Origin of the sequence: Pseudomonas rossensis, assembly GCF_039888995.1 — a bacterium.
In the GTDB taxonomy this organism is placed as follows: domain Bacteria; phylum Pseudomonadota; class Gammaproteobacteria; order Pseudomonadales; family Pseudomonadaceae; genus Aquipseudomonas; species Aquipseudomonas rossensis.
Genome location: NZ_JBBWCB010000020.1, coordinates 1 through 12928 on the forward strand (window position 1 = coordinate 1; position 12928 = coordinate 12928).

Sequence of the window (12928 nt, forward strand, 5' to 3'; positions counted from 1 at the left end):
GGCGGGGATGGATAGGGCCAGCGGCAATCTTGAAGCTGCAAGCCGCAAGAACGGGCAAAAGCGGCTTTGCAGGATGTCGTAAATGGACATGCCACCACGGCCCTGTGGGAGCGAGCTTGCTCGCGATAGCGGCGGGTCAGTCACAGAAATGTTGAATGTGCTGCCGTCATCGCGAGCAAGCTCGCTCCCACAGGGACTGCGGTGTTCTTTAGAGGAGTTTGTGCTCCATCGCGTACTTCACCAGTTCCGCCAGGGAGGTGATGTTGAGTTTCTGCATCAGCCGCGCCTTGTGGGTGCTGATGGTTTTACTGCTCAAGGCCAGTTGCTGGGCGATGTCGTTGACGTTGGCGCCCTGGGCCAGGCGTTCGAACACCGAGAATTCGCGCTCAGACAACAACGAGTGCAACGGCCGCGAATCGGTCAGGCCGACTTCGAAGACCATACGGTCGGCCAGGTCCGGGTCGATGTAACGCCCGCCCGCCGCGACCTTGCGGATCGCCGTCAGCAGCAGTGCCGGATCGCTGTCCTTGGTCGCATAACCCGCGGCGCCAACCTTCAACGCTCGGGCGGCCATTTGCGCTTCGTCGTGCATCGACAACACCAGAATCGCCGGCGGATTGTTCAGCGCGCGAATCCGCGGAATCGCCTCCAGCCCGTTAACCCCGGGCATGGAGATGTCCAGCAAGACCACTTCGCAGGGAACATGGCGCAAGGTCTCGAGCAATTGCTCGCCATTACTCGCCTCCCCTACCACCAGCAAATCCTTGGCCAGGCCGATCAATTGCTTGATGCCTTCGCGGACGATGGTGTGGTCTTCGGCTACCAGTACACGGATCACTTACTTCTCCTCATCCAGCGGCACTCGCACGCTCAGGGTCGTGCCTTCACCCGGTTCACTCTCAAGCGACAATTGCCCGCCCATGATCAACACTCGCTCGCGCATGCCGACCACCCCGAAGGAGGTTGACCTACCGGTTGCGGGGACAAATCCTACGCCATCATCGCTGACGGTCAGACACAACTCGTCGCCTTCCAGCGCCAATGTCAGTTCGACAGTATGCGCCTGGGCATGGCGCATAACATTGGTCAGCGCTTCCTGAAGGATCCGGAACAGGCCAATAGCCTTGGCATCACTGAGCACCGGCAGGTTCTCCGGCACCTGCACCAGACACGGAATCTGCGTGCGCGCCTCGAATCGGCGGGCCTGCCACTCGATGGCCGAGGCGATCCCGGCGTCGAGAATCGGCGGTCGCAGCGCTGTGGCCACGTCGCGTACCAATTGGAACAGCTGCGCTATCAGTCGCTTCATGCTGTTCAAGCGTTCGTTCAGACCGGGGTCGAGCTGCGCGTAGGCCAGTTCGCACATGGAGGTTTCCAGCTTCAGCACGGTGAGCATCTGACCCAGCTCGTCGTGAACTTCCCGGGCGATGCGGGCCTTTTCCTCCTCCCGCACGCTCTCCAGGTGCGCGGACAATTCGCGTAACTGCTCGCGAGAGCTGGCCAGTTCCAGTTCGATGCGCTTGCTCTCGCTGATGTCCCAGACGATCCCGTCCCAGACATAGGCGCCGTCTTCGAGTCGGCGGGTGATGGCCTTGATTTCGGCCCAGCGCTGTTCGCCGGATCGGGTGAGAATCCGTCCCTGCCACGACCAGTCACTGTCGGTATCCAGCGCATGGTCCTGGGTTTGGTGATAACTGGCCTTGTCGTCGGGGTGCACCAGGCTGCGCAGGCCTTTGTCGCGATGGGCCAGGGTGGCGGGTGAGTAACCCACCAGGCTCTCACTGCCTTCACTGATGTAGGCAAAGTCGATCTGCCCCGTCACCGGTGCTCGCTCCAGACGAAAGACCAGTCCTGGAACGTTGGCGGCGATCCCTTGCAGACGCGCTTCGCTTTCCTGCAACGCGGCCAATGCACGGCGGCGCTCGGTGACGTCGTTGAGGTAAACCACCAGGTATTCGCCGTCGCGAAACCGCAAAAAGCTCAGCGAAACGTCCACCGGCAGATTGCTGCCATCCGCCCGTACGCAGTTGGTTTCGAAACTTTGCGGGCCTTCCTCGCTGGCCCGGGCGCGTTTCCACAGGTTCAGCCAGCGGTCCATGTGCAAGCCGGGTTCGAAGTCGATCAGCGGCCGATCAATGATCCCGCCCGCCGGATAACCCAGCATGGTTTCGGCCGCTCGATTGGCGTAGCGCACATGGCTGTCCCAGTTGACCCAAAGGATACCGACGGTGCTCTGGTCGATGGAAAACTGCGTGAGGCTCAAGGCTTCTTCGCTGGCGGCACGCAACGCAATGTCTTCGCGCGCGGCCCGCAAACGATGCTCAAGACTGTGCTGCTGCCGACGCTGCCAGAACACGATGGCCATGCTGCTGAGCATCAACACCACCAACAGCAGGCAGAGGTTTTGCCAGAACCCCGGGGACTCGGTCAGCCTCGGGTATTTGGGTTGCAGCCATTGGTTGTGCAGTTGCTCCAGGTCCTTGGCCGGGATCGCCCGCAGCGCGCTTTCGACGATGCCGGCCAGTTCCGGCCAGTCCCGGCGCGTGGCCACCCGCAACAGTTGCGGCAGGCCGATATCCCCGACCACCACCAGCCCGGCGAACTCAGGTTCGACGGACAAACGCCCCAGCTGCGCTTCGTCGACCACGGCGTAACTGGCCTGCTGACTCAATAACAGTTGCAGTGCCTGACGCTCGATCGGTACGCCTTGAAGGTTTAGATGCGGGTAATTGCTGCGCAGGTAATCGGCGGTGGCGCCGGGCATGCGCACGGCGACGCGGGTCTGGCTGTCGAGTTTTTCCAGCTCCACCACGCCGGTGCTTTTCTGGTCGCTGACCACCAGTTGCGGCACCCGCATATACGGGTCGGAAAACTGCCAGAGCCGCAGGCCACCGGGGGTTTGGGTCAGCCCCGGAGCGATGTCGATTTCACCCTCGCGCGCGGCGGCTTCCAGTTGCGCCAGGTCGGGAAAGTTGCGCCAGCTCAGCTCGACTTTGAGCGCCTTGGCCAGCCACTTCATCAGTTCGACATTGACCCCGGACAAACGCTGCAAGCGGCGATCGTATTGGGCGTAGGGCACCTGCAACACCAGCCCTACGCGCAATTCGCCATGTTGCGCCAGCCATTGCTGCTGGCCCGCGGACAATTGCGCGACGTGCACCGGTGGCGCGGGAGCCGCCCAGCCCATCAAGGGAAACCACAAACAGCCGATAACCCACAGGCAGCGAAAACGCATCATCGAAATCTCACACACTGACAAATACTGACCAACCCATTAGGCTGCCGGAATAACTTCTGGCCTGGAATATCCGATGCCCCCTGTCTACCGCCTGGCACTGCCAGCATTGTGCCTGTCGCTGATCCTGCCTTGTGCCTTTTCCGTCGAGGCCGCCGACCCGGCGCCTGCCACTACGGGAACACCCGCCGAAGAAAAACCGGTCGAGCGCCAGCCGCTGCTTGAGCGTAGTCAGGAAGAAGCGTCTGCACTTGAGCGACAGATCCCGGCTCAGGAACAGCAGCAACTGCAAGCGGGCAGCGACACGTTTCTGGCCTTGTGGAAACCGGCCAATACCGGCGAACCCAAAGGCGCGGTGATTATCATCCCGGGCGCCGGCGAAACCGTTGACTGGCCGCAAGCAATCGGTCCATTGCGACGTAAATTGCCGGACGCCGAATGGAGCAGCCTGAGTATCACCTTGCCGGACCTGCAAAGCGATGCCATTGCGCCGCGTATCGTAGAAGTGGCACCCACACCCAAAGCCCCTGACACCGGCAGCAAAGACTCGACCACCGCCGCGCCCATCGAAAAAGCGGCGGGCGGTGAAGCGGAGGTGGCGGACAAGGCGATCGCCGAAACCACCGAGGAACAGGCAAAAGCCGACGCCGAACGAATCTTCGCCCGCATCGACGCCGCCATCGCCTACGCCGAACAGCAAAGCGCTCGCAGCATTGTCGTTCTGGGGCATGGCACTGGCGCTTACTGGGCCGCGCGCTACCTGAGCGAAAAGCAGCCCTCGCAAGTGGAGAAGTTTGTGATGGTCGCCGCTCAGATGCCGGCGAAAGCCAAACCAGAGCTGGCCGAACTGACACCGAGCCTGAAGCTGCCCACCGCAGACATCTTCTATATGGACAAGCCGCTGGATCGCAACCTGGCGCTGGAACGCTTGCAAGCCAGCAAACGTTTGAAGACTTCGGGGTTCAGTCAGGTCTCGCTCAAGGCTTTGCCGGGTAATTCCAAGGCTGAGCAAGAGCAGCTGTTCCGTCGGGTGCGGGGCTGGTTGAGTCCGCAGAACGCGAATTAAGCAAAAGCAAAAGAAAAAGCAAAAGATCGCAGCCTGCGGCAGCTCCTACAGGTGTACGCATAACCCGGTGTAGGAGCTGCCGCAGGCTGCGATCTTTTGATCTTCCGGGCCACTACCGAAAATCCCGCCGCTCGCGAATCAATGTGTAGGCGCTATGCAGTTCGCGAGTCTTGTCTGTGGCTTCACGCACCTGCAGCGCCGTCGCACCGCTGCCGGCGATCTTGTCCGGGTGATGGCGACTCAGCAAGCGTCGATAAGCACGCTTGATCTGCGCCGGCTCGCTGGTCGCCGAAACGCCCAAAAGCCGCAGAGCATCTTGATAGGTCAGCGCACTGCTGGCCTGTGCAAACTTGTGCTGCTCGTAATCGGCCGACAGCGCCTGCACCTGTCGTGACGTCCAGCCCAGCCATTTACCCCACTGTCTGATCAGCTCTCGCTCAGCGCTACCGGCGCGGCCATCAGCCCAAATCATCCGCCAACAGGCGCGCAAGACGCCTTCGGCCGCATGGGGCTGAGCGCTCAAGCGGCGCAAATAACCGCGCAACCGGTCATCTCCCGACTTGCCACGATTGAACGCGGCAATGGCCCGACGCTGGGCCGACTCGGTCATTTCCAGCGAACGCATTTCCTGACGGGCCTGCTGGATGTGGCCTTCCACCACCCGTCCATCGCACTTGGCCAGCCGCCCCAACAACACAAACAGCAGTTCATCGTTGCGCAGCACCGAGCGGCCACCGAGCTTTTCTCGCAAGTGCGCCCAGCTCTGCAAGTGCAAGTGCCGGTCCAGCACCTGCCCCAACAAGGCGCCAAGCATGGCCCCCGGAATGCTGGCGATGTAAAAGCCCGCTCCGGCTCCAATCAGAGTCCCTGGCCACAACATGTCAGCGTCTCGCTTCTAACAGGGTTTCGACTTCAGCCAGACGTTCGTGAGTGCCAACATCCACCCAATGTCCATTCAAGTGCTCGCCGGTGACGTGTCCATCGGCCATGGCCTTGCGCAGCAGCGGTGCAAGCTTGAACGCCCCGGCAGAGCATCCTTCGAACAGCTGCGGGTGCAGCACCGCGATGCCGCTGTAGGTCAGGGTTGCAGTATCTGGCTGACCGTCGCGTACTTGCCCGTCGATCAGGCTGAAATCGCCGGCCGGATGATGGGCCGGGTTATCCGCCAACACCAAATGCGCCAGCCCGGTGATGGGTTGGTGCAACACGCTGAAGTCGTAGTCGGTCCAGATGTCACCGTTGACCACCATAAAGGCCTCGTCACCCAGCAACGGCAGCGCACGGAAAATCCCGCCTCCGGTTTCCAGTGGCTCACCTTCCGGCGAGTACTGAATACGTACGCCGTATTGCGAGCCATCACCCAGGTAGTTTTCGATCAGTTGGCCGAGCCAGGCATGGTTGATCACCACCTCGGTAAACCCCGCCACCGCCAAGGCTTTCAAGTGATACTCGATCAACGGTATACCGCCCGCGCGAACCAGCGGTTTCGGCGTGGTCAGGGTCAGCGGGCGCATGCGCTCGCCTTTGCCTGCTGCCAGAATCATTGCCTTCATGCATTCGCTCCAGCACGCAGACTCAGCAGCAACACATCCAGCTCGGCCAGTTCAGGACGGCGGGCGATCACGGCGTCTATATAAGCAAAGAAGCGCGGCACATCGCCGAGATAGCGCGGCTTGCCGTCGCGGTGGCAGATGCGGGCAAAGATGCCGATCACTTTCAGGTGCCGCTGCACGCCCATCAGGTCACTGGCACGCAGGAACTCTTCGAAGTCGGGCTGAACCGGGATCCCGAGATCGCCCGCTTGCTGCCAGTAAACTTCCAGCCAGCCGCGCACACGCTCCTCGGGCCAGCTGAGGAACGCATCCTTGAACAGGCAGGTCACGTCGTAGGTCACGGGGCCATAGACGGCGTCCTGGAAATCCAGCACGCCGGGATTTGGCTCGCTGAGCATCAGGTTGCGCGGCATGTAATCGCGGTGCACCAGCACTTTAGGCTGGGCCAGTGCGCTGTCGATCAATAGCTCGGTCACGTTCTGCCAGAGCATTTGCTGCGCCGAGTCGAACTCGATGCCCAACTCGCGCTTCACGTACCACTCAGGGAACAATTCCAGCTCGCGTCGCAGCAGCGCCACGTCATAACTTGGCAACGGTGCAACCATCGGCAACTGCTGAAAAGCCAGCAGCGCTTGCAGGGCATCCTTGAACAAATCGTCGGCATTTTCGCTGTCGATCACGTCAAGGTAAGTCTTGTTGCCCAGGTCATTGAGCAAAAGAAAACCACGTTCGAGGTCTTCGGCATAAATTTTCGGAACATTTATTCCGGATTTCGCCAGCAAAAAAGCGATATCCACGAAGGGTTTACAGTTTTCCTGGGGCGGTGGCGCGTCCATCACGACGAAGCTTCTGCCCTCGCCTTCCCAGCGGAAATAGCGTCGGAAACTCGCATCGCTGCTGGCCGCGGTCAACGTGGCCGGGGGTACGACACCCCAACCCTGTTCTGCAAAGAGGGCAGCCAATTGCTCATCGAGCCAAACTTTCAGGTGTTGCAAACGTACATCTTGGTCAGGCATTGCAAGGGTCTCCGACGGCGCTAGCCGTCAAGCGGGTCATGCTTTATTATCCAGCATCTTTTTCAGACCATCGAGAGGCGTGCGGCCCACACCGCGGGCAGATGGCACGCAGGAAGCCCGGACTAATAAGATGGCATTGAAATCCCCCGCGTTTCGTAAAAAATTTCCGTTGTTGGTTACCGGCAGTCTGCTGGCCCTGCAACCTCTAGCCACTTCGTTCGTGGTTGCCGCGGAACAGTATGACTGCTCAGTCTCTGCTTCGGGTGCCTGGAACTGTGCGCCAAAATCTCCAGCAGCTGCGCTGCCACCTCGCCCCGTCCATGACGGCAGTGCGGCGGTAAGCACGAGCGGCGAGACTCCGGCCGACAGCGGTTTTAGTCAAGACACCGGCGCCAAGCCTGTGCTGGTGACCGAATCCAAGGGCCGCGGCCTGAAGTCGCGTAGCGAAGACTACAGTCACCTCGACTGGGTTCCGCGCGAGAAGCTCACTGCAGCGCAATTGGCCGAAACCGGTCCTTACTGCGCTGGTTCCTATATCGAACCGATTCGTCCTGGCATGAATGACAAGACGAATAAAAGTGACGCTCCGACCTTTCTCGGCGCCAAAGCCTCTCGCTATAAGCAGGATGAGCAGGTCGCGACCCTGGCGGGTGACGTGGTCATGCGTCAAGGCAGCATGCAGGTCGAAGCCGACGAAGCGAACCTCTACCAGGCCGAGAGCCGTGGCGAACTGAGTGGCAACGTCCGTGTTCGCGACAACGGCGCCCTGATCGTGGGCGACCACGCCGACGTGCAGCTCGACACCGGTGAAGCCAAGGTCGACAACGCCGAATACGTGATGCATAAATCCCGTATCCGCGGTAATGCGCTGTACGCCAAGCGTGCCGAAAACGCGATCATCCGCCTCAAGGATGGTACGTACACCACGTGCGAACCGGACAGCAACGCCTGGCAGCTCAAGGGCAACAACATCACCTTGAACCCGGCCACCGGTTTCGGTACCGCGACCAACGTGACGCTGCGGGTCAAAGACATTCCGGTCCTTTACACGCCGTACATCTATTTCCCGATCGACGACCGTCGCCAGTCCGGCTTCCTGCCGCCGACCATCGGCACCGGCACCGATACCGGCTTCATGCTGGTCACACCGTATTACTTCAACCTGGCACCGAACTACGATGCCACGTTGTACCCGCGCTACATGAGCAAGCACGGCTTGTTGATGGAAGGCGAATTCCGTTACCTGACCCCGTCCAGCGAAGGTCAGTTCGGCGCCGCGTACCTCAACGACGAAGACACTGATCGCAGCAAGCAGACCGACTACCAGAAAAACCGCTACATGTATAACTGGCAGCACAAGGGCGGTCTCGACTCGCGCGTTCTGACACAAGTCGATTACACCAAGATCAGCGATCCGTATTACTTCCAGGATCTGGAAACCGATCAGATCGGGGTAAAAAGCTCTGACTTCGTGAACCAGCAGGGTTCTGTCACCTATCGTGGCGATAGCTACACCGCTCGTTTGAATGCACAGGCTTATCAGCTCGCGACCGTTTCGGACATTACACCGTACGACCGCTTGCCGCAGATCACTTTCAATGGTCAGTTGCCGACTCACCCTGGCGGCTTGAATTTCGACTATGAGACAGAAGTCGTACGGTTTGACCGTGACCTGAAGGACGGTGACTTCGTAAACGAAGATGGCACCGCTGAACCGCGCCTTGATAGAAACGTTCAAGGCCTTGCACGTGCCAACGGCGACCGTTTGAATCTCAAGCCAGGTGTCAGCCTGCCTTTGGACTGGACTTATGGCTTCGTGAAGCCATCGCTCAAGTACCAATACACCCAGTACCAACTGGACCTGGACGGTACCGGCAAAAGCCAGATTGACGCGCAAACCGCGGAGCAGCAAAAGCTCAACGGTACCTTCAGCAGCAGCCAGAACCGTGGCGTGCCGATCGCCAGTATCGACAGCGGCCTGTACTTCGATCGCAACACCCAATGGTTCGGCAAGAACTATCGCCAGACCCTCGAACCGCGCCTGTTCTACCTGTACGTCCCTGAAACGGACCAGGAAGACATTCCGGTCTTCGACACCGGCGAATACACCTTCAACTACGCGTCGCTGTTCCGTGACAACCGCTTCTCCGGCGCCGACCGCGTCGGCGACGAGAACAAACTGTCTCTGGGCGTAACCAACCGCTGGATCGAAGACAATGGCTTCGAACGTCAACGCATCAGCGTCGGCCAGGCCGTGTACTTCAAGGATCGCGAAGTTCAGTTGCCGGGTATCGATGCAAAAACCCGCGACGATGCGCAGGCTAATGTCTCGCCTTATGCGCTGGAATACGAATACCGCTGGAACCGCGATTGGCGCACCACGGCCGATTACAACTGGGACCCGGACAGCCGCAGCCCTCGCTCGGGCAGCGCGATGTTCCACTACCAGCCTGAAGACAACCCGAACAAGGTCATCAACGCCGGCTATCGCTATCGCAATGACCAGATCCGTTACGACCAGAACACCGGCAAATGGCAAGTCGGCGGTGGTGACTACGGCACCCCAGGCCAACCTGGCTACGTGAAGGACTACTACAAGATTGAGCAGCACGATTTCTCGGTGATCTGGCCGATCGTGCCGCAATGGAACGCCATCAGCCGCTGGCAGTATGACTACAACCGTAACCGTACCCTGGAAGCTTTCGGTGGTTTCGAGTACGACAACTGCTGCTGGAAACTGCGCCTGATCAACCGTTACTGGGTTTCGTATGACGAGTTCAGTCAGAACGCCCCGGAAAACGAAAAAGGCGACCACGGCATCTTCCTACAAATTGTTCTGAAGGGACTCGGCGGCCTCACCGGCGCCAAAGTAGAGAGCTTCCTCGACAAAGGCATCCAAGGTTATCGTGAACGTGAAGACCAAGCTTTCTGATTGTCTGCGCCCGCTGATGCTGGGCGCGCTGTTCCTGGGTACCGCGGCGAACGCCGCGGTACAGTCCATCGATAAAGTGGTGGCCATTGTCGACAACGACGTGGTCATGCAGAGCCAACTGGACCAACGCGTCCATGAAGTTCAGCAAACCATCGCCAAGCGCGGTTCAGCCGTGCCGCCGGCCGGCGTGCTGGACCAGCAGGTGCTTGAGCGCCTGATCGTCGAAAACCTGCAACTGCAGATCGGCGAACGTTCCGGTATCCGCATTACCGATGAAGAACTGAACCAGGCTGTCGGCACCATTGCCCAGCGAAACAACATGTCCGTGGATCAATTCCGCGCCGCCCTGACTCGCGATGGTCTGTCTTATGAAGACGCCCGCGACCAGATTCGCCGCGAGATGGTCATCAGCCGTGTGCGTCAGCGTCGTGTGGCCGAGCGTATCCAGGTTTCCGAACAGGAAGTGAAGAACTTCCTCGCTTCCGACCTTGGCAAAATGCAGCTGTCCGAAGAATTCCGCCTGGCCAACATCCTGATTCCTACGCCGGAAAGCGCCAACTCCGACGCGATTCAGAATGCAGCCAAACAGGCAGACGCGGTTTACCAACAGCTCAAGCAAGGCGCTGACTTCGGTCAGTTGGCAATCGCCAAATCCGCCAGCGAAACCGCACTGGAAGGTGGCGACATGGGCTGGCGTAAAGCCGGTCAGCTGCCACCTCCGTTCGATCGCATGCTTAGCACCATGACTGTCGGCGACATCACTCAACCGATGCGCACACCGGGCGGCTTCATCATCCTGAAGATCCTCGACAAGCGTGGCGGTGAGACTCAGACACGCGATGAAGTGCACGTGCGTCATATCCTGGTCAAACCGAGTCCGATCCGCGACGAAGCAAAAACCAAAGCCCTCGCTGAGTCCCTCTACACCCGAATCGAAGCGGGCGAAGATTTCGGCGAATTGGCGAAAAGCTTCTCGGAAGATCCGGGTTCCGCCCTCAACGGTGGCGACCTGAACTGGATCGACCCGAATGCACTGGTGCCTGAATTCCGCGAAGTGATGGCCAAGACCCCGCAAGGTCAGCTGTCCAAGCCGTTCCAGACCCAATATGGCTGGCATGTTCTGGAAGTCCTTGGCCGTCGTGCCACTGACAGCACCACCCAGGCCCGCGAGCAGCAAGCAATGACCGTATTGCGTAACCGCAAATATGACGAAGAGCTGCAAACCTGGCTGCGTCAGATCCGTGACGAAGCGTACGTAGAGATCAAACTCCCTGGTGCAGACCAGGCAGCGCAGTGAAACCCAAACGTTTCGCGCTGACACCCGGTGAACCGGCCGGCATAGGTCCTGACCTGTGCCTGCTGCTCGCCTCGCAAGCCCAGCCACATCCCCTGATTGCCATTACCAACCGCGACCTGCTCCTTGAGCGGGCCGTGCAGCTGGGTGTGGTTGTCGATTTGCTGCCGGTAAACCCGGACAGCTGGCCGGATGTACCCGCGCCAGCCAACAGCGTGTATGTCTGGGATACACCGCTCAACGCCAAGGTCACTGCCGGGCAACTGGACAAGGCCAACGCGGCTTTCGTTCTCGAAACCCTGACTCGAGCTGGCCAAGGCTGCCTGGACGGGCATTTTGCCGGCATGATCACAGCCCCTGTGCACAAGGGCGTGATCAATGAATCCGGGATCGCCTTTTCCGGGCACACAGAATTTCTCGCCGACCTGACCCATACCGCACAAGTGGTGATGATGCTCGCTACTCGCGGATTGCGCGTGGCGCTGGTCACCACTCACCTGCCTCTTCGCGAGATTGCCGATGCGATCACGCCGGAGCGTCTGGAACGGGTCACGCGAATTCTGCACGCCGATCTACAAGAAAAATTCGGCATTGCCCAGCCACGCATCCTCGTGTGTGGGCTCAACCCCCATGCTGGCGAAGGCGGACACCTGGGCCATGAAGAAATCGACATTATCGAACCTACATTAGAGCGCCTGCGCGGCGAAGGAATGGACCTTCGTGGCCCCCTGCCCGCCGACACTCTGTTTACCCCCAAGTATCTGGAGCACTGTGATGCAGTGCTGGCGATGTACCACGACCAGGGCCTGCCTGTGCTGAAGTACAAAGGCTTCGGTGCGGCAGTCAACGTGACCCTCGGCTTGCCGATCATCCGCACATCGGTCGACCACGGCACTGCCCTGGACCTGGCCGGCAGCGGCAAAATCGATACCGGCAGCCTGCAAGTCGCCCTGGAAACCGCCTACCAGATGGCCGAGACCCGTTTATGACCGAGCATTACCAACACCGTGCGCGCAAGCGCTTCGGCCAGAACTTCCTGCACGATGCCGGCGTAATCGACCGCATCCTGCGCGCCATCCACGCCAAGCCCGAAGACCGTCTACTGGAAATCGGCCCTGGCCAGGGTGCGCTGACTCAAGGCCTGCTGAACAGCGGCGCCCAGTTGGACGTGGTGGAACTGGACAAGGATCTGATCCCGATCCTTAACCAGCAGTTCGCCGGCAAGAGCAATTTCAACCTGCATCAGGGCGACGCGCTGAAGTTCGACTTCACCAGCCTGAACGCCGCGCCGAACAGCCTGCGGGTGGTCGGCAACCTGCCGTACAACATCTCTACGCCGCTGATTTTTCACCTTCTGCATAACGCCAGCCTGATTCGCGACATGCATTTCATGCTGCAAAAGGAAGTGGTCGAGCGCCTGGCAGCAGGCCCTGGTGGCGGTGACTGGGGTCGCTTGTCGATCATGGTTCAGTATCACTGCCGGGTTGAACATCTGTTCAACGTTGGCCCGGGCGCGTTCAATCCGCCGCCCAAAGTCGATTCGGCGATCGTGCGCCTGGTGCCTCACGCGGTACTTCCGCACCCGGCAAAAGATCACAAGCTGTTGGAGCGTGTCGTGCGCGAAGCCTTTAACCAGCGCCGCAAGACCTTGCGCAACACCCTCAAGCTGCTGCTGAGCAACGCTGAAATCGAAGCCGCCGGCGTTGATGGCAGCCTGCGCCCCGAACAACTCGATCTGGCCGCCTTCGTGCGCCTGGCCGACAAGCTCAGCGAACAAGTCCTACAGAAGCCCGACGCCGACTGACAGGCTATGAGCGTTATCGGGTAGGACA

General features: G+C 60.0%; 10 protein-coding genes. 5 read left to right on the forward strand and 5 right to left on the reverse strand.

What is annotated here, in order from left to right:
- Positions 1-208 precede the first annotated feature (208 nt).
- Both WLY71_RS08085 and WLY71_RS08090 read right to left on the reverse strand, forming a co-directional pair.
- Positions 209-838, reverse strand: a complete 630-nt coding sequence (locus WLY71_RS08085; protein WP_003210977.1) for a response regulator — start codon at positions 836-838, stop codon at positions 209-211.
- Complete coding sequence (locus tag WLY71_RS08090; protein ID WP_347803152.1) at positions 839-3238, reverse strand: PAS domain-containing sensor histidine kinase; 2400 nt, start codon at positions 3236-3238, stop codon at positions 839-841.
- A 73-nt stretch (positions 3239-3311) separates the two neighbouring features.
- On the opposite strand from WLY71_RS08090, the gene WLY71_RS08095 reads away from it, so the two are divergent.
- Entirely contained in the window at positions 3312-4301 is a 990-nt protein-coding gene (locus WLY71_RS08095; RefSeq protein ID WP_347803153.1) for an alpha/beta hydrolase family protein, read from the forward strand.
- Between the two features lie 112 nt (positions 4302-4413).
- On the opposite strand, the gene WLY71_RS08100 is transcribed toward WLY71_RS08095, so the two are convergent.
- From WLY71_RS08100 to WLY71_RS08110, 3 genes are read right to left on the reverse strand one after another with little or no spacing between them, the layout of a single operon-like run.
- The gene (locus WLY71_RS08100; RefSeq protein ID WP_347803154.1) at positions 4414-5181 is read right to left on the reverse strand and encodes a TerB family tellurite resistance protein; all 768 of its coding nucleotides are present in this window, start codon (positions 5179-5181) and stop codon (positions 4414-4416) included.
- 1 nt (position 5182) lies between these two features.
- Positions 5183-5854 carry an N-acetylmuramate alpha-1-phosphate uridylyltransferase MurU gene (gene murU / locus WLY71_RS08105; protein ID WP_347803155.1) on the reverse strand — a complete coding sequence of 224 codons (672 nt, stop codon included), beginning with the start codon at positions 5852-5854 and terminating at the stop codon, positions 5183-5185.
- The gene (locus WLY71_RS08110) at positions 5851-6870 is read right to left on the reverse strand and encodes an aminoglycoside phosphotransferase family protein (RefSeq protein WP_347803156.1); all 1020 of its coding nucleotides are present in this window, start codon (positions 6868-6870) and stop codon (positions 5851-5853) included. The genes murU and WLY71_RS08110 overlap by 4 nt, the downstream gene beginning before the upstream one ends.
- A gap of 130 nt (positions 6871-7000) precedes the next feature.
- Between WLY71_RS08110 and WLY71_RS08115 the strand changes: the two genes are divergently transcribed.
- Genes WLY71_RS08115 through rsmA form a run of 4 tightly spaced genes read left to right on the forward strand, consistent with a single transcriptional unit; the run spans position 7001 to position 12900 of the window.
- Entirely contained in the window at positions 7001-9802 is a 2802-nt protein-coding gene (locus tag WLY71_RS08115) for an LPS-assembly protein LptD (RefSeq protein ID WP_347803157.1), read from the forward strand.
- Positions 9783-11099 carry a peptidylprolyl isomerase SurA gene (gene surA / locus WLY71_RS08120; protein ID WP_425589917.1) on the forward strand — a complete coding sequence of 439 codons (1317 nt, stop codon included), beginning with the start codon at positions 9783-9785 and terminating at the stop codon, positions 11097-11099. The genes WLY71_RS08115 and surA overlap by 20 nt, the downstream gene beginning before the upstream one ends.
- Positions 11096-12085, forward strand: a complete 990-nt coding sequence (pdxA, locus tag WLY71_RS08125) for a 4-hydroxythreonine-4-phosphate dehydrogenase PdxA (protein ID WP_347803159.1) — start codon at positions 11096-11098, stop codon at positions 12083-12085. Before surA ends, pdxA begins: the two co-directional genes overlap by 4 nt.
- Entirely contained in the window at positions 12082-12900 is an 819-nt protein-coding gene (rsmA, locus tag WLY71_RS08130) for a 16S rRNA (adenine(1518)-N(6)/adenine(1519)-N(6))-dimethyltransferase RsmA (RefSeq protein WP_347803160.1), read from the forward strand. The genes pdxA and rsmA overlap by 4 nt, the downstream gene beginning before the upstream one ends.
- Positions 12901-12928: the final 28 nt, after the last annotated feature.

Coding starts and splice junctions, on each gene's coding strand:
- murU (WP_347803155.1), bottom strand. CDS start 5,854: ATGAAGGCAATGATTCTGGCAGCAGGCAAAGGCGAGCGCATGCGCCCG.
- WLY71_RS08100 (WP_347803154.1), bottom strand. CDS start 5,181: ATGTTGTGGCCAGGGACTCTGATTGGAGCCGGAGCGGGCTTTTACATC.
- WLY71_RS08095 (WP_347803153.1), top strand. CDS start 3,312: ATGCCCCCTGTCTACCGCCTGGCACTGCCAGCATTGTGCCTGTCGCTG.
- WLY71_RS08110 (WP_347803156.1), bottom strand. CDS start 6,870: ATGCCTGACCAAGATGTACGTTTGCAACACCTGAAAGTTTGGCTCGAT.
- WLY71_RS08090 (WP_347803152.1), bottom strand. CDS start 3,238: ATGATGCGTTTTCGCTGCCTGTGGGTTATCGGCTGTTTGTGGTTTCCC.
- rsmA (WP_347803160.1), top strand. CDS start 12,082: ATGACCGAGCATTACCAACACCGTGCGCGCAAGCGCTTCGGCCAGAAC.
- WLY71_RS08115 (WP_347803157.1), top strand. CDS start 7,001: ATGGCATTGAAATCCCCCGCGTTTCGTAAAAAATTTCCGTTGTTGGTT.